General features: G+C 70.7%; 26 protein-coding genes. 10 read left to right on the top strand and 16 right to left on the bottom strand.

The window, feature by feature from the left end:
- Positions 1-14 precede the first annotated feature (14 nt).
- Together J2744_RS03885 and J2744_RS03880 are read left to right on the top strand one after the other, a co-directional pair.
- The gene (locus J2744_RS03885) at positions 15-341 is read left to right on the top strand and encodes a cupin domain-containing protein (RefSeq protein WP_209544781.1); all 327 of its coding nucleotides are present in this window, start codon (positions 15-17) and stop codon (positions 339-341) included.
- Positions 341-763: a rhodanese-like domain-containing protein gene (locus J2744_RS03880; protein ID WP_209544778.1), complete on the top strand. Its 423-nt coding sequence runs from the start codon at positions 341-343 to the stop codon at positions 761-763. Before J2744_RS03885 ends, J2744_RS03880 begins: the two co-directional genes overlap by 1 nt.
- Positions 764-790: 27 nt before the next feature.
- Here J2744_RS03880 and J2744_RS03875 read toward each other — a convergent pair whose 3' ends face one another.
- The 4 genes from J2744_RS03875 to J2744_RS03860 all read right to left on the bottom strand — a co-directional run bounded on the left by J2744_RS03875 (position 791) and on the right by J2744_RS03860 (position 4844).
- Positions 791-1699, bottom strand: a complete 909-nt coding sequence (locus J2744_RS03875) for a Vms1/Ankzf1 family peptidyl-tRNA hydrolase (protein WP_209544769.1) — start codon at positions 1697-1699, stop codon at positions 791-793.
- Between the two features lie 421 nt (positions 1700-2120).
- Entirely contained in the window at positions 2121-2465 is a 345-nt protein-coding gene (locus tag J2744_RS03870; protein WP_209544767.1) for a DUF5802 family protein, read from the bottom strand.
- A gap of 161 nt (positions 2466-2626) precedes the next feature.
- Complete coding sequence (locus tag J2744_RS03865; RefSeq protein WP_280921405.1) at positions 2627-3598, bottom strand: decarboxylating 6-phosphogluconate dehydrogenase; 972 nt, start codon at positions 3596-3598, stop codon at positions 2627-2629.
- Between the two features lie 19 nt (positions 3599-3617).
- Positions 3618-4844, bottom strand: coding sequence for a threonine synthase (locus J2744_RS03860; RefSeq protein ID WP_209544762.1), 1227 nt, complete (start codon positions 4842-4844; stop codon positions 3618-3620).
- A 230-nt stretch (positions 4845-5074) separates the two neighbouring features.
- Here J2744_RS03860 and J2744_RS03855 point away from each other — a divergent pair, with 230 nt between their 5' ends.
- Positions 5075-5929, top strand: a complete 855-nt coding sequence (locus J2744_RS03855; RefSeq protein ID WP_209544760.1) for a helix-turn-helix domain-containing protein — start codon at positions 5075-5077, stop codon at positions 5927-5929.
- A 33-nt stretch (positions 5930-5962) separates the two neighbouring features.
- Here J2744_RS03855 and gcvPB read toward each other — a convergent pair whose 3' ends face one another.
- From gcvPB to fen, 4 genes are all read right to left on the bottom strand, one after another.
- Entirely contained in the window at positions 5963-7393 is a 1431-nt protein-coding gene (gene gcvPB, locus J2744_RS03850) for an aminomethyl-transferring glycine dehydrogenase subunit GcvPB (protein ID WP_209544758.1), read from the bottom strand.
- Positions 7394-8722, bottom strand: coding sequence for an aminomethyl-transferring glycine dehydrogenase subunit GcvPA (gcvPA, locus tag J2744_RS03845; RefSeq protein ID WP_209544757.1), 1329 nt, complete (start codon positions 8720-8722; stop codon positions 7394-7396).
- A gap of 171 nt (positions 8723-8893) precedes the next feature.
- A complete protein-coding gene (gene gcvH / locus J2744_RS03840) occupies positions 8894-9277 on the bottom strand; it encodes a glycine cleavage system protein GcvH (RefSeq protein ID WP_209544756.1) in 384 nt (127 codons plus the stop codon).
- Between the two features lie 185 nt (positions 9278-9462).
- Positions 9463-10440, bottom strand: coding sequence for a flap endonuclease-1 (fen, locus tag J2744_RS03835; protein ID WP_209544755.1), 978 nt, complete (start codon positions 10438-10440; stop codon positions 9463-9465).
- A gap of 146 nt (positions 10441-10586) precedes the next feature.
- Here fen and fer point away from each other — a divergent pair, with 146 nt between their 5' ends.
- Positions 10587-11243: a ferredoxin Fer gene (gene fer / locus J2744_RS03830; RefSeq protein WP_209544754.1), complete on the top strand. Its 657-nt coding sequence runs from the start codon at positions 10587-10589 to the stop codon at positions 11241-11243.
- Between the two features lie 58 nt (positions 11244-11301).
- Here the strand turns inward: fer and J2744_RS03825 are convergent, their stop codons facing one another.
- The 3 genes from J2744_RS03825 to J2744_RS03815 form a co-directional block, all read right to left on the bottom strand.
- Positions 11302-11883, bottom strand: a complete 582-nt coding sequence (locus J2744_RS03825; RefSeq protein ID WP_209544753.1) for a DoxX family protein — start codon at positions 11881-11883, stop codon at positions 11302-11304.
- A 171-nt stretch (positions 11884-12054) separates the two neighbouring features.
- Positions 12055-14211, bottom strand: a complete 2157-nt coding sequence (locus J2744_RS03820) for a DHH family phosphoesterase (RefSeq protein ID WP_209544739.1) — start codon at positions 14209-14211, stop codon at positions 12055-12057.
- Between the two features lie 74 nt (positions 14212-14285).
- The gene (locus J2744_RS03815) at positions 14286-14894 is read right to left on the bottom strand and encodes a YIP1 family protein (RefSeq protein WP_209544737.1); all 609 of its coding nucleotides are present in this window, start codon (positions 14892-14894) and stop codon (positions 14286-14288) included.
- 169 nt (positions 14895-15063) lie between these two features.
- Here J2744_RS03815 and J2744_RS03810 point away from each other — a divergent pair, with 169 nt between their 5' ends.
- A complete protein-coding gene (locus tag J2744_RS03810; RefSeq protein WP_209544735.1) occupies positions 15064-15531 on the top strand; it encodes a type IV pilin in 468 nt (155 codons plus the stop codon).
- 43 nt (positions 15532-15574) lie between these two features.
- Here J2744_RS03810 and J2744_RS03805 read toward each other — a convergent pair whose 3' ends face one another.
- Positions 15575-16699, bottom strand: a complete 1125-nt coding sequence (locus tag J2744_RS03805) for a Gfo/Idh/MocA family protein (protein ID WP_209544733.1) — start codon at positions 16697-16699, stop codon at positions 15575-15577.
- Between the two features lie 112 nt (positions 16700-16811).
- Here J2744_RS03805 and J2744_RS03800 point away from each other — a divergent pair, with 112 nt between their 5' ends.
- Positions 16812-17555, top strand: coding sequence for a potassium channel family protein (locus J2744_RS03800; protein WP_209544731.1), 744 nt, complete (start codon positions 16812-16814; stop codon positions 17553-17555).
- 9 nt (positions 17556-17564) lie between these two features.
- On the opposite strand, the gene J2744_RS03795 is transcribed toward J2744_RS03800, so the two are convergent.
- Entirely contained in the window at positions 17565-18533 is a 969-nt protein-coding gene (locus J2744_RS03795; protein WP_209544729.1) for a sugar phosphate isomerase/epimerase family protein, read from the bottom strand.
- A 168-nt stretch (positions 18534-18701) separates the two neighbouring features.
- Here J2744_RS03795 and J2744_RS03790 point away from each other — a divergent pair, with 168 nt between their 5' ends.
- Positions 18702-19589 (top strand): PspA/IM30 family protein, encoded by an 888-nt coding sequence (locus J2744_RS03790; protein ID WP_209544727.1) that lies wholly within the window; start codon positions 18702-18704, stop codon positions 19587-19589.
- A 46-nt stretch (positions 19590-19635) separates the two neighbouring features.
- On the opposite strand, the gene J2744_RS03785 is transcribed toward J2744_RS03790, so the two are convergent.
- The gene (locus J2744_RS03785; RefSeq protein ID WP_209544725.1) at positions 19636-20682 is read right to left on the bottom strand and encodes a dipeptide epimerase; all 1047 of its coding nucleotides are present in this window, start codon (positions 20680-20682) and stop codon (positions 19636-19638) included.
- On the bottom strand, positions 20679-21770 hold the full coding sequence (locus J2744_RS03780) for a DUF1611 domain-containing protein (RefSeq protein WP_209544723.1): 1092 nt from the start codon (positions 21768-21770) through the stop codon (positions 20679-20681). Before J2744_RS03780 ends, J2744_RS03785 begins: the two co-directional genes overlap by 4 nt.
- A 143-nt stretch (positions 21771-21913) precedes the next feature.
- On the opposite strand from J2744_RS03780, the gene arsN2 reads away from it, so the two are divergent.
- Positions 21914-22357, top strand: a complete 444-nt coding sequence (arsN2, locus tag J2744_RS03775; protein WP_209544722.1) for an arsenic resistance N-acetyltransferase ArsN2 — start codon at positions 21914-21916, stop codon at positions 22355-22357.
- A 70-nt stretch (positions 22358-22427) separates the two neighbouring features.
- Here arsN2 and J2744_RS03770 read toward each other — a convergent pair whose 3' ends face one another.
- Positions 22428-22745: a DUF5785 family protein gene (locus tag J2744_RS03770; RefSeq protein WP_209544720.1), complete on the bottom strand. Its 318-nt coding sequence runs from the start codon at positions 22743-22745 to the stop codon at positions 22428-22430.
- A gap of 207 nt (positions 22746-22952) precedes the next feature.
- On the opposite strand from J2744_RS03770, the gene J2744_RS03765 reads away from it, so the two are divergent.
- Together J2744_RS03765 and J2744_RS03760 are read left to right on the top strand one after the other, a co-directional pair.
- Complete coding sequence (locus tag J2744_RS03765; RefSeq protein ID WP_209544718.1) at positions 22953-25385, top strand: methyl-accepting chemotaxis protein; 2433 nt, start codon at positions 22953-22955, stop codon at positions 25383-25385.
- Between the two features lie 57 nt (positions 25386-25442).
- Positions 25443-25910, top strand: coding sequence for a hypothetical protein (locus J2744_RS03760; protein ID WP_209544716.1), 468 nt, complete (start codon positions 25443-25445; stop codon positions 25908-25910).
- Positions 25911-25925: the final 15 nt, after the last annotated feature.

Genomic DNA, 25925 nt, shown 5'->3' with positions numbered 1-25925 from the left:
CGCGAGAGACGAGTATGACGCTCGACAGCTACGCGGCGGCGGTCTCCGGTCTCGACCCGGCACCCGGCGAGGTCGAGACCGCGGAGCTCGTCGTCACCGACGACGTGCTCGTGAAGGCGTTCGTCCTCGGCCCGGACGCGGCCGTCGACGCCCACGAACACGCCGACGCCACGAACGTGTTCCACGTGTTGGAGGGAGAGCCGACGGTGGTCCGCGACGACCACGAGGCGGCGCTCGCGGCGCCCGCGGTGGTGGAAAACGAGCGGGGCGCGATCCACGGCGCGCGCAACGACACCGACGACCGAGCCGTGCTCACGGCCAGCATCGCTCCCCTCCCCTGATGGACGGCGAAATCGACCCCGAGGAGCTGTCGGCGCTGCTCGAGGAGCGCGCCGACGGCTCCGCCGGCGACCCCGACGACGAAGCCGAATCGCTCCGCGTCGTCGACATCCGTGACCTGCGGGCGTTCGACCGCGGGCACCTCCCCGGCAGCGAGTGTATCCCGTTCCCGGAGCTGACGAGTCGGGTCGCGGAACTGGAAGGGGCAGACCGGATCGTCACCGTCTGTCCGCACGGCGTCGCCAGCCAGCAGGCGGCCCAACTGATCGGTAGCTACGAGGGGACGCAGAACGCGCGCGTCGAGAGCCTCCGCGGCGGCATCGAGGCGTGGGAGAAGGCGATCGGCGAGCTGACCGAGTCCGACGAACCGGACGACGGATCCGACGCCGGGGACGCCGACGAAGGTCCCGAGTCGCCGTTCTGACTCGGGACGGATCGCTTCTCGCTCCGCTCAGATCGCGCGGAGGCGAACCCGCCAGAAGTCGCGGAACGCGTCGTCGAGCGCCGCCTTCGGCTTACCCGTCGCGTCCGAGACGTCGGTGACGTCGGCGCGGTCGCGCACCCGACCGAGGACGCTGCGCTCGCCGACGGCGATCACGCGGTCGACCTCGTCCTCCGCGGCGACCGCCGCGAGCGCCTCGTTCGCCTTCTTCAGGTGATCGTCGATCTGCCCCTCGCGGCGGCGCTCGAAGCGCCCCTGCGAGAAGCCGCCCTTCGAGTGGGTCTCCTTCACGTCGCTCGCGAACCCCTCGAAGTCGACCCGCTCGTCGCCCTCGTAGGTGCCGACGGCGAAGGTGTCCGAGCGGACCACGGCGAACGCGAACCGGCCGGTCGGGCGGAACCACGCGTCGTCGAGCCGGAACCGGTCGCTCCACCGGTCGAACGGTTCGGGTTCGATCGGCGGCGTCAGCGCGACGCTCACCGCGCCGGTGTCGTCGGCGAGGGCGACCGCGGGCGCGGCGCGCCGGACCAGCTCCGTGCGGTCGCCGAACCAGTCCGAGACGGTCGCCGGGACCGAGTCGGCGTCCGGGACATACGCCGTGAGCAGCCCCTCGGGGTCGTCGCTCTCGACGCTCCGAAAGCGGTCGAGCGCGTCGACCAGTCGCGCGCCGCTGCGGTCGCTCACCCGCCGAAACTCGACCGATTCCTCGGTCCCCTCGGCGCGCTCCAGCCGCTCTTCGAGCGACTCGATCCGGTGTTCCAGCTCGTTGACGCGCACCTCGGCGCGCTGGCGGTCGGCGACCGCGTCGGAGCGGCGCTCCTCTTCGGCCTCGGCGCGGCGTTCGAGGTGGCGCTTCTCCTCTTCCAGCTCCTCGATCCGCTCTTTCAGCTCGGCGCGCCCGAGCAGCCTGTCGATCATACCGAATCCGCGACCTCCCGCGACCTAAAAGGTGCGTCTGTGGCGAGGACGATATTGATACCGCTTATAAACGAACGATGTGCGGTGGCGCGTGCCTCCGAACGCCCGAAGGGCGTGAGGAGCACGCGCGAGGGAGTCGGTGGTCCGGAGCGAAGCGGAGGACCACCGACGAGGCTGGGGAGGCGTGAGGAGCGGTCGCGGTGCTGTGCGGGGTGGGACTCAAAGGGGCAGCCGGGAGGCGGGCGCAGGCGACGTAAGCACTGGAAGGAGCGAGCGAAGCGAGCGACTGAAGCGCGCAACGAGCGTGCGCCCGCCTCCCGGCTGGGGCTTTGGGGGTGGTCGTCGCCGACTCACGGACAACCACTTATAAATAACCGGTCACGACGACGAAATTACGGAACACAGGGGCAATCAAGTAGTACTACGCGTTCACGTACGGCTCCCACCCCTCCCAGCGCAGGAGCTTCTCGGCGCGGTCCGCGTCCGCCAACAGCACGTTCCGCCGGTCCGGGAGCGTCTCGTCGGCGAGTTCCTGAGGGATCGCAAGCGTGCCGCTCGGGACGTCGTCGTCGCCGCCGACCGGGATATGGCCGCCGTCGACTTTCATCACGAGCGGGGCGTCGAGTCGCTCGACGCCCTCGCCGTCCGCGTACAGCTGTTCGTTGACGTGTTCGTGGTCCGCCCGCCGGATGACGGCGCGCTCGCCGCCGTGGGGTTCCACGTACAGTTCCCCCAGGTAGTAGCCGCTCGAGAATCGCTCGAACATTCTATGCGTGGTATACTCTACCACGACCGTACATAAGCCTTTCTCGGACGTGATAGATCCTGATAATCAGACGAAGGAACCGTTCTCGTCGTCCGCTTACCCCGCTCGGCCCGCTCCGCCTGCTCCACTCGCTCCGCCCGCTCCACCCACTTCGCTCGCTCCTACTCCCCGTCGGAGCGCCGCGCAACCTCGTGACGGCCGAACCCGTACCGGAGCCGGTTCGCCAGTCGGCGCGAGAAGCGGCCCTCGTTCCGGGAGTCGAACCGCTCCGCGAGCGCCTGATAGATGATCGGCACGGGAACCTCCTGTTCGAGCGCCTCCTGGACCGTCCACGTGCCCGTCGACCCGCCCGCGACGCGGTCGGCCACGTCGCCGAGGTCCGACCCCTCTTCGCGGAACGCCTCCTCGCACAGCTCCAGCAGCCACGACCGGATCACGGCGCCGTTGTTCCAGGTGCGCGCGACCGACTCCATGTCGAGTTCGTAGCGCCCGTCCGTGAGCAGCTCGAACCCCTCGCCGTACGCCTGCATCAGCGCGTACTCGACGCCGTTGTGGACCATCTTCACGTAGTGGCCCGCGCCCGACTCGCCCATGCGGTCGTGGCCGTCCGGCCCGGTCGCCACCGCGTCGAAGACGGGGACCATCGCCTCGTAGGCCCACGCCGGACCCCCGACCATCAGCGAGAAGCCCGCCTCGGCGCTGGCGGGGCCGCCGGAGGTGCCGCAGTCGAGGTAGGCGGCGTCCGTCCCCTCGGCGCGGCGGGTCGACGCCTCGAAGTGGGAGTTCCCGCCGTCGACGACCACGTCGTCGGAATCGAGGTGGGGTTCCAGGTCCGCGAGCGTGGCGTCGACCGCGTCGCCCGCGGGCACCATCAGCCAGATGCGCCTTTCCTCACCCAACCGGTCGCAGAGGTCCGCCACCGAGTCGGCCGGCTCCGCGCCCGCCGCCGCCGCCTCCGCGGTCGCCTCCGCCGAGAGGTCGAACGCGACCACGTCGTGGCCCGCCTCCAGCGACCGGTTCGCGACGATCTGCCCCATCCGCCCGAGTCCGATGACGCCGAGTTCCATGCGCGAGGGGTGGCGACCCCCCGCCGTAGTGGTTCCGGTTCGGCTCCTCCTCGGCCGCGTCCGCAGTCGCCCGCTCCGTTGTCGCCTACTCTCCCGCCTCGGCCTCCCGCTCCCCGAGGTGCGCGCGCAGCGCGTCCACGTCCTTGTTGCCGGCGCCGGTGTTCAGCAGGACGACCGTGTCGTCGGGACCGAACTCGCCCGACTCCGCGAGCGCGAACGCGCCGGAGACCGCGGCCGCGCAGGTCGCACCGACCTCAAGCCCCTCCGCCCGCGCCACGTCGATGGCGGCGTCGAGGATCTCCCGGTCCGTCGTCGCCACCGCCCCGCCGTCGGACTCGCGGATCGCCTTCAGGATGAGGTGACTCGCGCCGGGATCCGGGATCGCGATCCCGTTACAGGCCGTGTCGACCTCGTCGTCGTCGAGCGGCTCGTGCCGCTCCGCGCCCGACTCGTAGGCGTCAACGACCGGCGCACAGCCCGCGGCCTGCGCGGCGTACATCGGGACCAGCTCGTCGGTCCACCCAAGATCTCTGGCCTCCCGGGCGGCCTTGTGCATTCCCACCAGCCCGACGCCGCCGCCGGTCGGGTAGACGACCGCGTCGGGCGCCTCCCAGTCGAGCTGCGCCAGCAGCTCCAGCGCCATCGTCTTCTTCCCCTCGTGGCGGTACGGGGTGACGAACGTCTTCGTCGAGTACCACTCCGGGTGGTCGTCCATCGCCTCGGCGTAGGCCGTCCCGGCGTCGCCGATCTGCGAGTTCCCGTCGATGGGGTCGGTGACGGTGAGGTCGGCGCCGTGGACCTCCGTCATCGCCTTCTGGGTGAACCCCGCCCGCGAGGGGAGGAACACGTGCGCCGCTAAGTCCGCCCGGGCCGCGTACGCCGCGGCCGCCTGCCCCGCGTTGCCGGCGCTGTTCAGCGCGACCTCGCTCGCGCCGTGCTCGCGCGCCGCCGTCATCGCGGCCGCCTGCCCGCGGTCCTTGAACGTCCCCGTGGGATTCGCGCCCTCGTCTTTCAGGAGGACGCGCCCGACGCCCATCGCGTCCGCCAGCGCCGGGCACTCCACGAGCGGCGTCGCGCCCTCCCCGAGCGACACCGCCGTCTCGGCCGGGAACGGGAGCAGCTCCGCGTACCGCCACATCGACCCGTCGGGACGCGAGTCGAGCGTCTCCGGGGTCAGCTCAACGCGGTCGTAGTCGTAGTCGGGGTCGAGGATGCCGTCGCAGTCGGGACAGCGGTGTGTCGCCGTCTCCGCGTCGAACGTCTCCCCGCAGTCGACGCAGGTCAGGCCGATGAACGCGTCTGTCGTCTCCATGCGACCGCGCTCGCGCGCCGGGGACTTCGGTCCTGCGGTCGCGGCGGGCGGGTCGTTTCTTCGGTCCCGCGGTCGCGGCGGGCGGCACGGGCCGATCCGCGCCGGGGTATTTAGGTTCGAAACGTATGAAGGGGCACGCGGAGGAGGACCGAGACCGTACGGTCACGAGAGATGTGTGTATCAGCGACCGTCGGGGCGGCCGGTCCGCCGGGGGAATCGAGGTGGAGGCGATGAGTCGGACCGCACTGCGACTCGACCTCCCGACCGGGTCGTGGCTCGGGGACGTCTCCCGAACCGTCTCCTCGGCGACGCTCCGGGTCGACGAGACGATCGCGGTCGACGGTGACGGCCCGGCGGAGGCCCCCGTCGGCGATCCGAACGCGGCGGCGGACGACGCGACGAGGACGGTCGCGACCGTCCTCGTCGCCGGCACGGATCGGGACCGCGTCGAGGACGCGCTCCGCGACCACGACCGCGTCGCTCGCGCGACGGCCGTCGAGCGCCGCGGCGACGTCCGCACGCTCCGCGTGGTCGGCGACACCCCCGCGTATCTCCCGGCCGCGCGCGCGGTCGGACTGCCGATCGAGTCGGCGGTCGAGGTCGTCGACGGCCGCGCGACCGTGACGGTCGTCGGCGACCGCGATCGCATCGAGGCGTTCGGCCGCCGGCTCGCGGGCGACGGGGTGACGGTCGGCGTCGCCGCGACCGGCGGCGACGACCCGGACCGGACGCTCACCGAGGCGCAGCGCGAACTCGTCTTCGAGGCGGTCCGGTCGGGGTACTACGACACCCCGCGCCGGTGTACGCTCACGGAACTGGCCGAGGCGAACGGGATCGCGAAGTCGACCTGTAGCGAGACGCTCCACCGCGCCGAGGGACGGGTGATGCGGCGGTTCGTCGACGGCGCGGGACCGTTCGACCCGGCGTCGGACGCCGAGGACGCCGCGACCGCCGACGGTCCGAACCCGGACGCGACCCCCCTCGATACCGGGGATTTCGATGCCGACGACCGCGACCCCGGCGAGTTCGACGCGAGCGACACGGACGGCGAGGAGCCGGTGCGGTCGGCCGCGACCGAACCCTGAGTCGGTCGACCGGGCCTCTCGGATTTGGGCGCCCTATTCCTCGTCGAGCGCCTGCCACGAGAGCCGCGGGTCCCGCGCGGCGCCGACCTGGTCGATCCGGGCGGCGGCGGTCCGGGTCGGCGCGGAGTCGAGCGCCTCGTCGCTGTCGGCGTACGCGAGGTTGAACGCCTCCGCGAGGTCGTCGAGCGAGGACCGCCCCTCGATCTCGGTCGGCTCCGTCAGCATCGCTTCCGGCACCATCTCCGGCCACTTCGTCGTCGGCGGGTGGACGCCGAAGTCCAGCATGCGCTTGGCGACGTCGGCCGCGTCGCGGTCGCCCGCGGTCGCCGCGAACTCGTGGTGGAAGGGACCGAAGGGAACGTCGAGGTCGAGCCGCTCCGCGAGGTAGTTCGCGTTGAGCACGGCCTTCGCGGCCGCGTCCGACAGCCCCTCGTTGCCGAGGCGGGCGATGTACGCGTACGCCTTGATCAACACGAGCCAGTTGCCGGCGAACCCGTGTACCTTGCCGATCGTGTGATCCGGCTCGAAGCGCTCGTACCCCGCCCCCTCCGCCGCCTCGCGCACCCGCGGCGTCGGGAGGAACGGCGCCAGTTCGTCGACGACGCCGACCGGCCCGGCGCCGGGACCGCCGCCGCCGTGGGGGGTCGCGAACGTCTTGTGGACGTTGTAGTGCATCACGTCGAACCCCATGTCGCCGGGGCGGCCGCGGCCGAGCAGCGCGTTGAGGTTCGCGCCGTCGTAGTAGAGCAGCCCGCCGGCGTCGTGGACGATCTCCGCGATCTCGGTGATGTCGCGCTCGAAGAGGCCGACGGTGTTCGGGTTCGTCAACATCAGGGCGGCGGTGTCGTCGCCCACGGCCGCCTCCAGGGCCTCCAGATCGACGCGCCCGTCCTCGCCGGAGGGGAGTTCGACCACGTCGTAGCCCGCGGTCGCGGCGGTCGCGAAGTTCGTCCCGTGGGCCGACGCCGGGATCACGACCTCCGAGCGGTCGTTCCCGTGGTGTTCGTGGTACGCCTTCGCGACGAGGATCCCCGTCAGCTCGCCGGCGGCGCCCGCGGGCGGCTGGAGCGTGACGGCGTCCATCCCCCCGATTTCGGAGAGGACCTCCTGAAGCCGGTACTGAAGCTCTAAGATTCCCTGCGCCGAGCGCGCGGAGCGGTCGGGGTGGACCGCGGCGTTCGGGTCGGCCGCCACGTCCTCGGTGAACTTGGGGTTGTACTTCATCGTGCAGCTCCCCAACGGGTACGGTCCCGAGTCGATCGCCCAGTTCATCTGCGAGAGCCGAGTGTAGTGGCGCGCCGTCTCCGGCTCCGAGGGGTTCGGCAGCGTCAGCTCCTCGCGGGTCAACTCGTCGGGGAGCGGGGAGTCCCCGCGCACGTCGACCGTCTCCTGCCCCTTCTCCGAGAGCAGCGGCTCGCGGACGTCCTCGCCCTCGCGCTCGTAGTTCGCCTGGTCGTGGATCATCTACAGCACCCCCTCGAAGGCCGCGACGAGCCCGTCGGTCCGTCCGGCGTTCAGGTCGGTGACGCACACCTGAAGCAGGTGATCGCCGATCGCGTGGACCGCGAACCCCTCCGCCTCCAGGTCCTCGGCGACGGCCGGCGCGGGCTGGTCGACCCGCACCGCGAACTCCCGGAAGTGGTGGCGGTCGTGGACGGGGGCGGCCGCGCCGGAGCGGTCGTCGATCCGGGCCGCCAGCGCCTCGGCCTCGCGGACGCAGTCGTTCGCGAGGTCGACGAGACCGTCCGGCCCGAGCGTCGCCGCGTGGATCGCCGCGCGGAGCGCGACCCACGCCTGGTTCGTGCAGATGTTCGAGGTGGCGCGCTCCTTGCGGATGTGTTGCTCGCGCGTCTGGAGCGTCAGCGTGTACGCGCGGTCGCCGTTCGCGTCCTCGCTCGCGCCGACGAGCCGGCCGGGGACCTGTCGCAGGAACTCGTCGCGGCAGGCGAAGATCCCCAGCCCCATCCCGTAGCTGGTCGGCAGGCCGAGCGCGCCGGCCTCGCCGACGACGACGTCGGCGCCGACTTCCGACGGCGACTCCAACACCGACAGCGCGACGACGTCGGAGCCGAGCGCGAACAGCGCGTCGGTGTCGTCGGCGACCTCGCCGATCGCCGCCAGACGCTCCTCCACGCAGCCGCGGACGGTCGGACTCTCGGCGTACAGCATGACGACGTCGTCGCCCGCGCGGTCGGCGAGCCGATCGACGTCGGCGGTCCCGTCCGCCATCGGGTACGTCTCGACGCTCAGGTCGGCGCCCGCGCAGTAGTTCTCCAGCACCGCCCGCTTCCCCTCGCGGAGCTGTTCGGGGACGAGGACGGTGTCGCCCGAGGTGGCGCGGACGCGGTCGGCGAGCGTCGCGGCCTCGCCGAGCGCGGTTGCGGCGTCGTACATCGAACAGTTCGCGACGTCGAGTCCGGTCAGCTCCACCAGCATCGACTGGTACTCGAAGAGCGCCTGGAGGAACCCCTGTGACACCTCCGGCTGGTACTGGGTGTAGCTCGTGAGGAACTCCGCGCGGTCCGCGAGGTGGTCGACGACGCTCGGCACGTAGTGGCCGTAGTGGCCGCGCCCGAGGAACTCCGTGAGGTCGTCGTTACGGTTCAAGATTCGGGTGCACTCGTCGCGGATCCCGCGTTCGGTGCGCGGTTCGATACCGAAGTCGCCGTCGAACGCGACCGCCTCGGGGATGTCGAACAGCGCCTCCTCGTCGTCGACGCCGATCGCCGCCAACATCGCCGCGGTCTCCTCGTCGGTGTGGGGCGCGTACGGGGTCCCGTTCGCCCGGCTCATCGGTTCGGCCCGTCTCGTCCGCAGTCTCTCGGTCGTTCGTCCGCGGCCCGTCCGGTCGCGGCCCGTCGGTTCGCGAGTGAAGCGGCGTCGGAAGGTGGCGTGGTCATGGTCGTGTGTCGGGTGGGTGTGTCGGTCGGAGTCCGCGGTCCGTTCCCCGCGTCGATCCGGTGATCAAGCGATCTGGTCGTCGTACGCGTCGGCGTCGAGCAGCCCGTCGGCGTCGCCGCCCTCGGCGGGGTCGACTTCGAGCAGCCACCCGTCGCCGTACGGGTCCTCGTTGACCAGCTCCGGGCGGTCGAACAGCGCCTCGTTGACCGCGACGACCTCGCCGGAAACGGGCGCGTACAGGTCCGAGACGGCCTTGATCGACTCGACGACGCCGAACGCCTCGCCGGCGGCGATCTCGTCGCCGACCTCGGGGAGTTCGACGAACACCACGTCGCCCAGCTCGTCCTGCGCGAAGTCGGAGACGCCGATCCGAACGGTGTCGCCGCCGGTCGTCGCCCACTCGTGCGATTCCAGGTACCGTCTGTCGTCGGGAACGTCGAAGCTCATTGGTCAGGGTCGCCGCGGTCCGCTCGGGTTCCGGCCCGCGACAGGTGTGATTCACCCTTCTGACGACGAGGAAATAAAAGGTGTGTTCGCGGCGGTCGCACCGGCGGACGGCCGCCGGAACCCGCCCTGAGTCCTCCCGTTGGATCCACCGCTCGCGCCCGGTCGGGTTCACCGATCGCTCCCGATCAGGTCCACCGGTCCAGCCCGGTCTGGACCTGCGACTCCGCGATGCGCTCGAACCCGCGTTCGACCTCGTCTGCGGCGACCCCCCACTCGTCGACGACGTACTCGCGGGCGGCCTCGACGTCGGGGTTCACGTCGGCGTCGACCGCGACGTCTGCCGCCGGCGGGTCCATGAACAGCTCGCGGATCGCCTCGGCGTTCGGGATCTCGGCGTCGCGGGCCGCCAGGACGCCCCACAGGTCGCCGTGTTCCTTCACCGCCGTCACCGCGGTCTTCGGGCCGATCCCCCGGACCCCCTCGTTGAAGTCGGTGCCACAGAGCATCGCGACGTCGACGAGCCCCTGCCGGTCGAGGTCGAGGTCTTCGAGCGTCGCCGCCAGATCCATCAGCTCCGGGTCGCCCTTGCTCGTCAGCTGGCGGAGCGTCGTCGGCGCGCCGAAAAGCAGGGTGTCGTAGTCCTCGCTGCCGGCGTGGTCGACGGTCCCGGTCGCGGCCATGTGCGCGCACTGCGCTTCCCCCTCCGCGGGCGCCTCGACGACCGGCACGTCGAGCAGTTCCAGCAGTTCCCGGGTCGTCTCCTGTATCGTGTCGGTGAGCCGCTGCGTGCGGGCCTCCAGGCGCGCGGCCTCGACCGCGTCGCCGCGCTCCTCGGCGGCGGCCCGCCGCTCCTCGGCCGCCTCGCGCTTCTCGCGGCGCTCGGCCACCTCGTCGGCCTTCAGGTCGGTGACGGCGCCGTCGAACACCATCACGGGGATCAGGTCGTGCTCGAAGAACTTCGGGAGCCCCTGAACGACGCCGATCAGGTTCGCGACCTCGACGCCGTCGGCGGTGGTGTACTTCTCGTCTGCGGTCCACTTCACCGTCGTCGTGAGGTAGCGGTACAGCCAGTTGTGCGCGTCGACGGCGACGACGCTCCCCTCGATCTCCGCGAAGGCGACGTCGCGGATCGACGCGAGGTCGCGCAGGTCGGCGTTTCCCATTACCGGTCACTGGGGCGCGGCGCTCTTAAACGCCCACCGGTCCGCGGCGTTCGCTCGCCCGCGGTGGGCCGGCGGTTCGTCCGGCCGACCCGCCTGCCGACTTCTGGGCAGTTTATGTGTCTCACGCGCGTACGGAGCGTAACCGGATGGTCTCCCCGTTCGAGGTGTTAGACGTCGACGAGGACGCCGACGACGAGGCGATCGAACGGGCCTACCGCGAACGCGTGAAGCGCGCCCATCCCGATCAGGGGGGTTCGATCGAGGAGTTTCAGCTCGTCCGCCGCGCCTACCGGGAGCTGTCGGAACGCGACCGCAACGGCGACGGGGACGGCGAGGGAGTCGACCCCGCGGACGTCGACCTCGCGGAGGGATCAGACGCCAGAGAACCGCGATCGACCCGCGTCGAGTTCCTCGACTACGAGGCCGTCGTCGACTACGGCTGGTCGCTCGACGACGACGAGCTGTTCCGGAAGGCCTCCCACGCCGACCTCGACCCCGACGCCCACGGTCGGCTGCTCGTCCACCCCGACGAGAGCCTGCTTGAGGCGGCCGAGCGCAGCGGCTTCGCGTGGCCCTTCTCGTGTCGCGGCGGCGCCTGCGCGAACTGCGCGGTGTACCTCGCGGAGGGCGAGCTCTCGCAGCCGACCGACCACATCATGCCCGACGACCTCGCCGAGCGCGGCTTCCGGCTCTCCTGTAACGGCTACCCGCTGACCGACGAGCTGTCGGTCGTGTTCAACGTGAAACAGCGCCCCGAACTTGACGACCTCATCCTCCCGCCCGGACCGTTCACGCGTCGCTGAGCGGGCAGGCGATCGGTCGACGCAAAAACGTCTCACGTCGGGTCGCCGCTCGGGTCCATCAACCCAGCAGATACCGCAGCCCCGGGGCGTTCCTCACCAGTTCCGTCTCCTCTAACGCCCGATCGACCCCGAGAATCCGCCCGGCACCCCACGCGCCGAGCCCGAACAGCAGCAGCATGTAGACGAAGGAGCTGTTGATGAAGTAGCCGTTCTCCATCGGGAACCCGGCCGTGAGCCCGCCCTGCCACGCGGCGGTCCAGAACATCGACATCATGATCGCGCCCATCAGCGCCGCGAACCGGAAGAGGACGCCGAAAAGCAGCGCCAGTCCGATCAGTATCTGTCCGAACACCACCATCGGGTCGATGATCGCGGCGTACTCCGCGAAGAAGAGGAACAGCCCCTGAAGCGGGTTGGCGTCGGCCACCGCGTTCTGGAGGAACCCGACCGAACTCCACGCGAGCGGGTCGGCGAGACCGCCCTCGAACAGCTTCTCTAACCCGGCCTGGAGGAACACCCACGCCATCACCACCCGGAGACCGAGCATCGAGTACGCCAGCCACGTCTCCGAGTAGTTGAACTCCACGTTGCGGCCGAGTAGCTCCGCGCGGAGCGTCCGTTCAGAGGGTTGTGTTGCCATGAGTATGACACCCACGCGGGAAGATACCATACATCAGCAATAATCTACCGCCCGGTCCGATGCCTCTCAGTTTTCGCCCGCGAGCGAAAAAGAACTACCGCGCATCCCCTCTCGCGGGGATCGACGCGGTTCCAGTCCGTTCCCGGCCGGAACGTTCGGCGACCGGACGCCTCAGAACGCCTCGGCGACGGCGGCGACGACGGCGTCCTCGACGGCGTCGCGCTCGCCCGAGAGGAACTCGATTTTCCCCTCCCGGACGCCGGCGGTGGCGATATCCGCGTTCGGCGCGATCTCGGCCGCGCGGTCGGCGACGTCGCGGACCGACACGCCCGCGGTCGTGCGCACGTACAGCTCGTCGGTGCCGACGCCGACCGTCGCGAACGGCTCGCCGTCGGCGCGCCGCCGGTGGAGGTCGTCCAAGAGGAGCGGCGTCGGCGGGAAGTCGTACCGGTGGGTGTAGCCGTCCGTGTCGAGCAGCGCGAACTCGACGCCGTCGACCGCCTCCGTCACGACGTTCGCGTCCGCGGTCTCGATCTCGGTCTCCAGCTTCTCGCGGAACTGCTCGGAGACGTGCGCCGCGAGGTTGCCGCCGTCCGAGAACAGCAGGTCCGCGATCAGTTCGCGCTTGTCCTGGTACGACTGGTAGTACGCCTCCAGCGCGACCGCCTCGCGGAGCTCCGCGACGCGCTCGGCGTCGTAGCCCGCGTCGCGCGCGAGGTCGACGTACCGCTCGGGGGCGTCCGCCCAGTAACCCACCGCGGGTAGGTGCCGGAGGTCCGCGCGGACCTCGTCGTTGATCGCGGACGCCAGCGAGGCGACGAGCGCGCCCGTCGAGAGCGTCTCGTCGCCGTCGACGTCGGCCAGCTCCGGCGAGACGAGCGTGTCGACCGCGTCACGCGTCTCGGGGTCCGCGACCGCGGCGTCGACGACGACCGCGTCGACCCCGTACACCGACAGCAGGTCGATGCCGTCGGCGGACTCGGTCGTCGAACCGGTGCCCACCAGCAGGAACAGCGGGAGCTTCTCGTCGTGGCGGTCGCGGTCCTGGAGCATCCGAGTCGCGTCGTTGGTGGCCGCGTCCATCCCGTACACCGGCTCGTCGAGCGGGCGGCGGGTGAAGTAGTGGTACTCGGCGTCGCTCTTCGCGTGCTCGTCGCGGATCAGCGGGAGGACGGCGCGTTCGACCGCGGCGCCCGCGACGTAGCCGTCGGCGGTCGCCGGGTGCCGGACGACGATCGGCCGCGATTCGAGGACCGCGCGCCGGACCGCCTCGGCCGCGTCGAGGAGGCCGTCCGCGAGTTCGGCGACCGTCTCGTCGCCGGCCAGCGGCTGGAGGCCCTCGGGGCGCGCCTCGTCGGTGAGCGCCTCGGCGATGCGGCGGCGGACCGCCTCGGCCTCCTCGCCGTCGAGGAGGACGAGCGCCTCGGACTCGACCTGGATGTCGCCGCGGTGGCTCTCGACCTCGCCGTCGACCCGCACCGCGTCGCCGACCTCGACGTCCGGGTGCGCCCGGACGCCCGGCTCGACGAAGGCGGCCACGTCGACCGCGCCCGTCTCGTCGCTGACCTCGAACACCGTCGGGCCGCCGGTCTGGCGGACGCCGACGACCTCGCCCTCGATCCGGATCGACTCGCCGACCGCGTCTCCGAGCGTCGTGATCGAGACGCGCTCGCGGTCCGCGTCGGGTTCCTCGTCGCCCCCGGCGGACGCGGCGTCGACCTCGACGGACTCCTCCTCGGCGGACGCGGCGTCGACCTCGACGGACTCCGTATCGCCTTCGCCGGTCGGCTCGGGGTTCGGGTCGGCTTCGACGGTGTCGTCGTCAGCCGACTCTTCGGACCCGGTGTCGTCGGTCGACTCCTCGGTCTCGTCTTCCACGGCGCCCTGGTCCTCGGATTCGACGGTCTCTTCCGTTTCCTCGCTGTCGTCGCCCTCGCTCGGCTCCTCGTCGAGGAGGCGTTCCCCGGAGGACTCCTGAACGAGGACGCCGCGGAACTCGCGGTCGGCCTGTCGGATCGACCAGCCGAGGTCGACGTTGCCGTTGTCGCGGACGCCCTTCACCTGGACGAACACCTCGTCGCCCGGCTCCCAGTCGAGGCTGTCGAGCCGGCGGTCGAGCTCGGAGCGGTGTAACAGTCCGGTGACCCCCGGCGCGAGGTCGACGAACACGCCGAACTCGGCGTACCCGTCGACGACGCCTCGGTAGAACCGGCTCGGAACGAGACCGTCCGGGGAGTCGCCCCGGAAGTCGAACACGACGTCTTCCTGGTGCGAGTCGCAGACGCGACCGCCCCCGACGTCGGTGCCACAGATGATACAGGATCCCATTTGAGTACACCGAGTGTCTCGGGCCTAAAACGGTTGTCGAAAGCCCGCTGGGGGCGCCGCGAGCGGCCGGCGCGTCACGCGACGAACAGCGTCCGCGCCGCGGCCACGACGCGGTACCCCACGCCGTAGCCGAGCGCGGCCGGCGGAAGCGCGGCGACGACGGTCCGGACCGGTCCCAGCCCGTGGACCGCCCGGAACCCGACAAACAGCAGGACCGCGGCGTACGCGCCGCAGACGACCCTGAGTTCGGGAACAGCCGGTCCGGCCAGCGCCATCGGGGAGCTGGCGTACGCGACGGCCTGAACGGTCTCGCTCACGCCGCCGCGGTCGCGGAACCCGATCCCGCCCGCGAGTTCGAGGCTCGCGAGCACGACCGAGAGGGTCGCGACCGCGGCCGTGAGGTGGAGTCCGACCGGCGCCGCCAGCGCGACCGCGACGAGGAAGACGACGAGACCGGACAGCGCCGGCGACGAGGGGACGACGCCCGGCACCGCTCCGGGGTCCGTCGCTATCGCCCCGAGCGTGAACGCCGCGGCGACTGCGACGGCGAACGTCAGCGCGGGCGCCTGATCGCCGGGCGTGATCCCGTTCGCGAACGCCCGTCGCGGTCGGACGAGCACCTCGACCCAGGTGCGCGCGATGCCGCGAAGCCCGCGCGGGCGACCGCCCGTCGAATCGCTCATCCGAGACGTCACGGGCGGGGTTCGGCCGCGCGAAATAACCCGTTTCCGGTTCGGTCCGCGAACGTCCGTCCGGTTCGGTCCGGGCGCGTCGGCTCCGACCACTCAAACTTATCAGCGCTGATACGCGGCGCGCAAACCCTTATACCGGTGCCGTCTGACTGACGGTCGAATGGCCGCGTTCCGAAGCGACGAGCGAGGGTTCACCCCGCTGGCGGGGACGGGACTGCTCGTCGGAATCGTCGTGCTGCTGCTGGCGCTCGTCGGCGCGGCGGTGTTCGGTCTCATCGACGGCGTCGCCCCGCCGGACGCCGAGTTCGAGGGGGCACAGGAGAACGGCGAACTCGTCGTCGTCGCGCTCGGTCCCGATCCGGTTCCCGCCGAGGAGCTGTACGTCCGCGGCGAGGACCCCGACGGAAACGTCCAGTTCGGCGCGTGGCCCGGTGACGGCGTTGTCCAACCGGGCGACCGGGTCCCCATACCCAACGCCACCGGCAACGAGAACTTCGAGGTTGTCTGGGAGCCGGTCGCGTTCGACACCCGCGAGACGCTCGGCAGCTACGACGGCGAGGACTCCGCGATCCAGGAGTGGAGCGAGGAGAACGGCGGGGGGACGCCCGGCGGCGGCATCGGCGCCTGACGCCGGGCCGAGGCGGTCGTGGGCGAACGCCCGCCCGCGACCGCTACTCGACGGAGACCCACTCGCCGCGCTCGTCGGCGCGCTCGATCGCCGCCAGCACGCGCTGGACGTCGTACCCGGCAGCGAACGACGGCTCGAACGTCCCGCCCTCGGCGACCGCCGAGAGAAACTCGTAGTTCTCGTGGACGAACGTGTGTTCCCACCCGATCACGTGACCGGGCGGCCACCAGTGGTCGACGTACGGGTCCGACTCCTCTGTGACCAACACCGTCTCGTAGCCGCGGTTCCCCTCGCGGAGCACCGCCAGTTCGTTCAGCCGCTCTAAGGAGAACTTCACGCTCCCCTTCGAGCCGTGGACCGCGATCGCGTGGTCGTTCTTGTGCCCCTCGGCGACGCGGCTGGCCTCGAAGCTCCCCGTCGCGCCCGACTCGTAGGCGACCTGCGCGCCGTAGGCGTCGTCGACCGTCACGTCGCGGTACTCGGCTACCTCCCCGTCCTCGTCGTAGACGGGGCGCTCGTCGACGAACGTCGTCAGCTGTCCCGAAAGGCGTTCTATCCCGCCGACCGCGTCGCCGACGAGGAAGTTCGCGAGGTCGATCGTGTGCGCGCCCAGGTCGCCGAGCGCGCCGGAGCCGGCCATCTCGGCGTCCATCCGCCACGCCCACGGCGCCTCGGGGTCGACGAGCCAGTCCTGGAGGTACCGCCCGCGGACCTGCCGGATCTCGCCCAGTTCGCCGTCCTCGATCAGCCCCTTCGCGTACCGGATCGCGGGGACGAACCGGTAGTTGAACGCGGCGCCCGCCGGCACGGTCGCCGCGGCCGCGGCGTCGCGCATCGCCGCGGCCTCCTCCAGGGTCGGCGCGAGCGGCTTCTCACAGAGGACGGGAACACCGGCTTCGAGGGCCGCGATCGACGGCTCCGCGTGGACGTGGTTCGGCCCGAGGTTGTAGAAGACGTCCACCTCGTCGATCGCGTCTTCCCAGTCGGTCGCGGTGTGCGCGAAGCCGAACCGGTCGGCCGCGTCCGCGAGCGCCCCCTCGTCGCGCCCGACGAGCGTGTGCCGCTCGACCTCTGGCGCGTCCGGGAAGAACATCGGGAGTCGCGCGAGCGCGTTCGCGTGTGCCCTGCCCATAAACCGATACCCCAAGACGCCGATATTAAGCGCCATACGTCGCCGTTCTGCCGGCACCGGCTTAGCTGTTCTCACGTCCCTCGGAGGGTATGTGATCATTGTTCACACGCACCGTGATATTCATGTGTCACCGCGTGAACCCACAGTCGTGTCAGTCACCGGACGCACGCTCGGAGGGTCGCTGGCTCGGCGGGCGCTCAGGCCGGTCGCCGTCTTCCTGCTGGTCGTCGGCGGCGGGATCGGCGGATTCGTCTCGCTCGCGGGGATCGGACCGATCGAGGCGGCGTTCTGGCTGATCGACCCGGCGAGCATCAGCGTCCACTATCAGGCCCGCGCCAGCGACGGCCGGGAAGTGAAGGCGTTCGCCACGGTCGTCTTCGGATCGCTGGTCCTCGCCGGGGTCTGGATCGGCGAGACGGTTCTGACGACGGCGTTCGGCGGACGGATGCGAGAGGGATTAGAACGAATGCAGACCAAACGAGCCATCGACGAACTCGACGACCACGTGATCATCTGCGGCTACGGCCTGTTCGGGCGGACCGTCGCCAGGCGACTTCGCGAACAGGGGCGACCGGTCGTCGCCATCGAGCGCGACAGGGACACCTTCGAACGCATCGACACGGAGTCGGTGTTCCCCGTCGAGGGCGACGCCAGGAACGAGGCGATGCTCCACGAGGCGGCGATCCGCGACGCCGACGCCGTTGTCGCCGCCATCGACGACTCGAACGCGAACATCCAGATCGCCATCACCGCGAGCGGCATCGCCCCTGACGTGCGGCTCGTCGTCCGCGTCGGCGACGACGACTACACGTCGGTCGCGCGCCGGGCCGGTGCCGACGAGGTCGTCATCCCGGAGGTGCTGAGCGGCGAGGACGTGAGCGACTCGCTGTGACCGGGGGTACTACGCCCAGTACGCGTCGCCAGGTCGGGTCTCGAAGACGGCGCGGTCGAGCACGTCGACGGCCTTCTCTAACCCCTCGCGCGCGGAGGTCAGCGAGTCCTCGTGTTCGATCGACAGCGCGCCCTCGTAGCCGACCATCCGGAGCGTCGAGACCACGTCCTTCCAGTGGTCCTCGCCGTGGCCGTAGCCGATCGAGCGGAACAGCCACGAGCGCTCGGCCTCCGCGGCGTAGCCCGTCGTGTCGAGGACACCCTTCACGCGCGCGTTCGCGTCGTACACCTTGGTGTCCTTCGCGTGGACGTGGTGGATCGCGTCGCGCTCGCCGAGGAACCGGATCGCCTCGGACACGTCGATCCCCTGCCAGTAGAGGTGCGACGGGTCGAAGTTGGCGCCGATCCGCTCGTTGGTCGCCTCCCGGAGCGCGAGCATGCCCGTCGGCTCGTACACCAGCATGTTCGGGTGCATCTCGATGGCGACGTCGACGCCGTGGTGGTCGGCGTGCTTCGCCAGGTCGCTCCAGTAGGGAACCGCGACCTCGTCCCACTGGTAGTCGAGCGCGTCGGCGTGCTCGGTCGGCCACGGCGCCGTGACCCAGTTCGGCGTCGAGTCGCCGGGCGCGCCCGCGGGGAGTCCCGAAAAGCAGGTGACCATCTCGACACCGAGCAGGTCGGCCAGCTCGATCGCCTCGCGCAGCTCGCGGTCGGCCGCCGCGGCCCGCTCCTCGTCGGGGTGAAGCGGGTTGTTGTGCGTCGCGAGCGCGGAGATCCGGAGTCCGTGGTCGTCGAGCAGCTCGCGCAGGTCCTCGCGCGCCGCCCCGTCGTCGAGGAGCGTCTCGCGGGCGACGTGGTCCTCGCCGGGCCACCCGCCGACGCCGAGTTCGACGGCGTCGACGCCGATATCGTCGAGGTACGCGACCGCGTCGCCGATCGGTTCGCCGCCGAGGGGAACCGTTAGCACGCCGATCTCCATGCGCGGGGCTACACCGACGCCCCGCATAAGCCTTCAGGAAGCGCCACCGGGGCGCTCGTCCGTCGTCGACCGTCACCCACGGACACCGCCTCGCGTTCCCACCGCGGACCGCGTCTCTCCGCCGCGAACCGCATGAGGTTTTAACGGGTGGAACGCGTACGAGGTGGTATGGGAATCCTCTCGCGCGCCTCCTACGTCATCCGCTCGAAGGTGAACGCCCTCCTCAACCGGGCGGAAGACCCGACCGAATCGCTCGACTACTCGTACGAACAGATGCGCGACGAGCTTCAGGACGTCAAACAGGGGATCGCCGACCTGACGACCCAGAAGAAGCGCCTGGAGATCCAAAAGCGCAAGCTCGAGGAGAACGTCGAAAAGCACAACCGGCAGGCCCGCGAGGCGGTCCAGCAGGACCGCGACGACCTCGCGCGGAAGGCCCTCGAAAAGAAGAAGTCGAAGATGGCCCAGATCGAGGAGCTTGAAGGCCAGATCGCCGACCTGAACAACACGCAGGAACAGCTCGTCGAGAAGAAGAACAAGCTCCAGAACCGCATCGAGGAGTTCCGGACGAAGAAGGAGACGATGAAGGCCCGCTACGAGGCGGCCGAGGCGTCCACTCGCGTCTCGGAGGCGATGACCGGTGTCGGCGACGAGATGGAGGACGTGAGCCGCTCCATCGAGCGCGCCGAGGAGCGGACCGAGGAGATGGAGGCGCGCTCGGAGGCGATGGACGAGCTGGAGGACTCCGGCGCGTTCGAGGACGCCCTCTCCGATAAGGACAGCATCGACCGGGAGCTGGAAGGCCTCTCGACGAACAGCGAGGTCGACGCCGAGCTGGAGACGCTCAAGGGAGAACTCGGCAAGGGCGAGTCGTCGAACGGCGACGTCGATGTCAGCGACGAGGAGGTCGACGCCGAGCTCTCCGACATCGAAGCGGAGATCGACGGCGACGACCTCGAAGCCGACCTTGACGGTAGCTCGGAGGACAGCGTCGACGAGGAGCTCGACGTCGAGTTAGAGGAGTCCGAGGCCGACGCCGACGAGCAGCGGAACTGACGCCGCCCCGGACGGTGGTCCTCGCTCCCGTCCCCGCTTTCGTTTCTTACTCCGACCGGGGTCGCGCGCCGGTCCCCGCGCGGTCCTGCTCGTCGAGCCGGATCTCGCCGTTCGGGAGGTCGACACCCTCGTACGGGTCCTCGGCGAGCAGCAGGGAGCCGTCGAGGTCGGCGTAGTCCAACAGCGGCGCGAGCTGCGCGGCCGCCGCGATGGAGGCGTTCGACTCGATCATACAGCCGCACATCACCTCCAGCCCGTGCGCCCGGGCGGCAGCGATCAGCCGGCGCGCCTCCGAGAGGCTCCCGGTCTTCATCAACTTCAGGTTCGCGATGTCACAGCGGTCAGCGATCGCGGGCACGTCCGCGGCGGTCACGCAGGACTCGTCGGCGGCGATCGGTAGCGCCGACCGCTCGTAGACGTATCGGAGCCCCTCGGGGTCGTCGGCCGGGACGGGCTGTTCGACGAACTCCACGTCGCGGTCGGCGAGCCACGCGCTCTTCGTCACCGCCTCCTTCGGCGTCCACGCCTCGTTGGCGTCGACGCGCAGCCGCGCGTCGGGCGCGGCGTCGCGGACCGCGTCGATCAGCTCCCGGTCGCGGTCGGTGCCGAGCTTGATCTTCAGCACGGAGTGTCCCGCCTCGACGGCGTCGGCCGCCTTCTCGCGCACGCGGTCCGTCTCGTCGAGTCCGATCGTGAACGACGTCTTCGGCGCGTCGCTCGGGTCGAGTCCCCACAGGCGGTGGAGGGGGACGCCGAGCCGCTTCGCCGCGAGGTCGTGGACGGCGATCGAAACGGCACAGCGGGCGGCGGGGTTGCCGTTCACGACCGCCCGCAGTTCGGTCTCGATCGCGTGGAGCGCGTGGGGGTCGCCGACGCGCTCGACCGCGTCGAGCAGGTCCGGCAGCACCGCTTCGACGGTGTCGGCGGTCTCGCCGTAGTGGGCCGACGGCGCCGCGCCGCCGACCCCGGTCATCCCCGCGTCGTCCGTCACCCGGACGACCACGTTCTCGGCCTCCGTCTGGGTCCCCCGGGAGATGGTGAACGGGTTTTCGAGCGGCAATGAGACCCGCTCGAACTCGGTTCCGAGGCTCATTCGGCGTTTGCCTCCGATTCCCTCTGACCGTCGCTCCCGCCGAGTCCCGCGTCGAGGGCCGCGTCGACGATGGCGCCCGCGCCGTGGCGCACCGGGTCGGTCGCGGGCACGCCGGTCTCGTCGGCGAAGGACGCGACGGCTTCGGTCGCCGCCTCGTCGTCGGCCACGTCCTTCGTGTTGAGCGCGCCCGCGACGACGCTCGTCTCGCGGACGGGCGCCGCCAGGTCCTCGTAGCGGTCGACGTAGTCGGCGATCGGCGGGAGGTCGAACGACTCGTAGCCGTGGACGGCCTCGCGGCCCGCGGCGTGACAGAGGACGAGTCCGTCGGCCATCGATCCGTGGAGGATGCCGCAGGTGACCGCGGAGTAGGCGGGGTGGACGATGCTGCCCTGTCCCTCGACGACGAGCAGGTCGTGGTCGTCGCCGACCGCGACGAGCATCTCCTCGACCGCGCCCGCGGCGAAGTCGGCGACGACGCGGTCGATCGGGTTCCCCCACCCGGCGATCATGATCCCGGTCTGTCCGGTGGGGACGAACGCGGCGTCGATCCCGCGCTCGCGGGCGGCCGCGACGATCTCCAGCGACGCGGTCATCTTCCCGACCGAGCAGTCGGTGCCGACCGTGAGCAGCACGTCGGCGTCGACGTCGCCCGAGGCGCCCGTCGCGACCGTGAGGTCGTCGTCCGGCTCCCGCACGTCGACGAGGTCGACGCCGTGGTCGTCGGCCAGCGCGGCCAGCTCGTCGTCCTCGTTCAGGAAGTAGTGGAGGCCGCTCACCACGTCGCAGCCGGCCTCGATCGCGTCTTCGACGTCCGCGCGCCACGACTCGTCGAAGCCGCCGCCGATCGGCGCGATCCCGATGTAGAGGGCGTCGAGGTCGCCGTCGGCCGCCGCGTGCGCGTCCGCGAACGACTCGACGATCGGCGCGTCGGCGACGTCCGGGACGTGATCGCGGACGCGGTCGCCGGCGCGGTCGCGGTCGAGGACGCCGCACACCTCCTGGTCGCCGTAGCGCAGCACACCGAGCGCGGTCTTCGCGCGGTCGGGGAACTTCTCGTGGGCGAGGACGGCGATCCGCTCGTGGTCCATGGTGGGTCGCTCGCTCCGCGCGCTCTTAAAGGGTCGAGGGTCGCGGACTCGACACGCCGTTCGCGCGGACGCACAGTGCGCCCGGTCGCCCACCGGGCCGCCGGAGGTATGATACCGACGCGGTTCCTCAGTCCGGTCCGAGGATGAACGACACGTCGCTCACGCTCAGAGAGGCGGACGACGACTCGCTCGGGTACGTCGAGGCGCTGCTGGCGGAAAACGGACTTCCCTCGGAGGACGTTCGGTCCGCTCCCGACGCCTTCTACGTCGCCCGCGACGGGGACGAGCGAATCGGCGTCGGCGGCGTCGAAGTGTACGGGAGCCACGGTCTCCTCCGGTCGGTCGTCGTCGAACGCTCGAAGCGCGGTCGCGGCTACGGGGCGGCGCTCTGTGACGCGCTCGAATCCGAGGCGCGGGCCGACGGCGTCGACGCGCTGTACCTCCTGACGACGACCGCGTCCGAGTTCTTCGCGGCTCGCGGATACGCGGAGACGCCGCGGGGCGAGGTCCCGGCGGATATCCGACAGACGACGCAGTTCGACGAGCTGTGCCCGGCGACGGCGACCTGTCTGAGAAAATCGCTGTAGAGCAATTCTCCCCGCTCCACCTCCGCGTTCGGCACGATCCCCGAAGACCGGCGTCGAACCGCCGACGGAGTCAGACGCTCTCTTCGACGAACTGCTCTGCGCCCTCGTAGAACCAGTAGCCGTTCTCGCGCATCGCCCGCCCGAGTTCCTGGTGGAACTCGACGAAGTCCGCGAACTCCTCCTGCTCGACGTTCTCGAAGATCTCCTCGACGGAGACGACCGTCTCGAAGTCGATCCGGATCGGGTGGTCGCCGTACTGCTCGACGTACTCCGCGGCCGAAAGCGGGAAGTCCTCCTCCTCGTCGATCTTCTTCGCGAGCACGGCGTGGCCGTACTGCCGCATGCCCTCGCTCCCCTGCTCGCCGTCGGGGTCGTGTGGCCAGTCCATACCGACCGATCCGCCGGATCGGGGATAGTGGTTTCGGATGGGGCGGTCGATCGGTCCCGCCGACCCCGCGGCTCGGTCCCGCCAACCGTTCAGTTCGACTCCGATTTGCGCCGTCGAACGCGCCACTCGATCGGCTCGCCGATCCTCAACTACCACATTTGATATCTGGCTACCGACGTTTATTAATGACTGTAGAAACTGCGAATCATGTCCGCTGACGACCGAGGTAGCGTCCTCCGACGTCTCTCCGATCGACTCCGCAGCCGGTATCTCTTCAAAATCGCAGCCGCGGTGGTTATCGTGTCGGCCGTGTTGCTCGGGACGGGCGCGCTCGCCGTGGACCAGGTCCAAGCGAGCGTCGAGTCCGACGCGCGGGAGACGATGATGAGCGCCGCCGAACGAGAGGCCGAGGGGATCGACGGGTTCGTCGAAGACATGAACGGGTACGCGCTCCGGGTCTCGTCGGCCTCCGGCGTCCAGTCGTCCAGCGAGGGACGGATCCGCGACGAACTCCGGCAGAACGCCGACATGCTCCCGGAGTACGTGGTCGACGTCCACTACTACGACATGGTAACGAACGAGGTCACCGTGAGCACCTCGCCGACGACGGAGGGAACGACGTTCTCCGAGGACGAACGACCGTGGGCGGTCGGACCGGCGGCGTTCGCCAACGCGAACGAGGTCCGCTCCTTCGATCCGTACAAGGCGGACGGCGAGAACCGGCTCGGCTTCGTCAGCCCGATCAACAACGTGCCCGGTCGGGCGATCGTGATCACCGTCGACCTGTCCGAGCGCGGTTCGCTCCTGACCGCTCCCGTCGACGGCGGCAACATGCAGGTCGTCTCCACCCGCACCGGACAGGTCGCGCTGGCGTCGAACAGCGACGCGATCTTGAACGACTACTTCCTGGCGGAGGAGCTGTCGCATCTGGAAACCGACGTCACCGAGCCGGTCGCGGCCGACGTCACCGACGCCGAACAGGAGGTCGTGAACGGGTCGGCGATCGCCACGGCGACCGCGCCCATCGAAGGGAAGTCCTGGGCGGTCGTCGTCGCGGCCCCGGAAGGCGAGGTGTACGGCACCGTCGGCGACGTGACCCAGAGCGTGCTGCTCCTGATCGCCATCTCGGTCGTCGGCCTGCTCGCGGTGGGCGCGTTCGTCGTCCGCGACGTGAGCGGATCCGTCGACGACCTGCGGGGATACGCCGAGGCGATCGAGGCGGGCGAGCTGGACGTCGAGATCGACCGCGACCGGGCCGACGAGTTCGGGCAGCTCTCCGCGCTCTTCGACCGCATCCGCGAGACGATGCGCGAGCAGATCGAGGCGATCGAGGAGTCCGCCGACGAGGCCGCCGCGGCCCGCGAGGAGGCGGAGTCGCTCTCCGAGCACTTGGAGACGAAGGCCGACGAGTACGAGGCGACGATCGACGCGGTCGCCGACGGCGACCTCACCCGCCGGCTCGACCCGGAGAGCGAGAGCGAGGCGATGACGGCCATCGCGGAGTCGCTCAACGAGACGCTCGACCGGCTGGAGGCGCTCGTCGTCGACATTCAGGACGCCGCCGAGACGGTCGGCGAACGGAGCGCCGAGGTGACCGGCTCCGCCGCGGAGGTCGAGTCGACGAGCGTCGACGTCGCCGAGAGCGTCGAGGAGATCTCGGTCGGCACGGAGCGGCAGGAGGAGACGCTCGCGACCGCGGCCGCCGAGCTGGACGACCTCTCGGCCACCGTCGAGGAGGTCGCCTCCTCGACGAACGAGCTGGCGGAGCGGTCGGCCGCGACCGCCGAAGCGGGCGAGGCGGGCCGGGAGGAGGCCGGCGAGGCGATCGACCGCATGGACCGGATCGACGACGAGGTCGGCCAGACCGTCGCGGAGATGCGCGACTTACGCGACGAGGTCGAGCGCATCGGCGAGGTTGTCGAACTCATCGACGACATCGCCGAGCAGACGAACATCCTCGCGCTCAACGCCTCCATCGAGGCCGCCCGCGCGGGCGAGGCCGGCGAGGGGTTCGCGGTCGTCGCCCGCGAGGTGAAAGAGCTCGCGGAGGAGACCGCGGAGGCGACCACCGAGGTCGAGGAGCTGATCGCGGGCGTCGAGGGGTCCACCGAGTCGGTCGCGGACGGGCTGTTCTCGATGGAGGACGACGTCGAGGCCGGCCGGGCGGTCGTCGAGGAGACCGTTGAGACGCTCGAATCGATCGTCGCGGACGTCGAGGACGCCAACGCGGGGGTCCAGTCGATCAACGACGCCACCGACCAGCAGGCGGAGTCGACCCAAGAGGCCGTCTCGATGATCGACGAGGTCGCCGAGGTGAGCGTGGAGACCGCGAGCGAGGCGCAGAACGTCTCCGCCGCCGCCGAGGAGCAGACCGCCGCGATCGGCCAGATATCCGCGAGCGCGGAGTCGCTGTCGACGCGCGCAGACGAGCTCCGGACGCTCGCCGACGAGTTCGAGGCGCGCGAGGAGCCGGCCGCCGAGGCGGATATCGCCGACCTCGACGACGCCGAGACCACCGAGTTCGAGTTCGGCGGAAACGGAGAGAGGGACGCGGCCGACGCTGAAGCCGCCGTCGACGCCGCGACTGCGGCCGACGGCGGCGCGGAAGGCGACGGCGAGACCGCACCCGGCGACGACTGATCCCGATACGGGCGGGACCGCACAAGACACTTCACCGCGCTCCGCGTGGCCCGCGACATGCGACGCCGCGCCCTCCTCGCGTCCGCGGCCGCCGTCGGCACCGCCTCGCTCGCGGGGTGTCCCACGCCGCCGTGGAGCGAGGACCCGACGACGGTCGACGGCGCCGAGGTGACGTTCCGCCGCGAGTACGACGGTGACCGGCCGGGTCCCGATCACGGTCCCGTCGACGCCGCCGAACTGCGTCGCGACCTCGACGCCGCCCCGCCGCGCTTGGTCGTCGCGGGGCGGATCCTCGACGGCGCGCGGGAGTGTTACCGGCCCGCCCTGATCGACGCCGCGCTCGACGAGGGAACGCTCTCGCTCCGCGTCGAGACCAGAAACGACCCGGAGTGGGAGGGGAACGCCTGCCCGGACGTGGCGCAGGAACACCGGTACTCGGTCGCGGTCGACTTCATCGAGGCGTCAGTCTCGGACCGCGTCGTCGTCCGACACGGCGACCGCGCGGTGCTGGAAGAGAGCGTGTAAAAGAGCTGACCCCGC

It is taken from the genome of Halorubrum trapanicum, from assembly GCF_017873555.1.
In the GTDB taxonomy this organism is placed as follows: Archaea; Halobacteriota; Halobacteria; order Halobacteriales; family Haloferacaceae; genus Halorubrum; species Halorubrum trapanicum.
The sequence above is the reverse complement of the archived record's forward strand: the minus strand, read 5'-3'. Positions and strand labels throughout refer to the sequence as shown.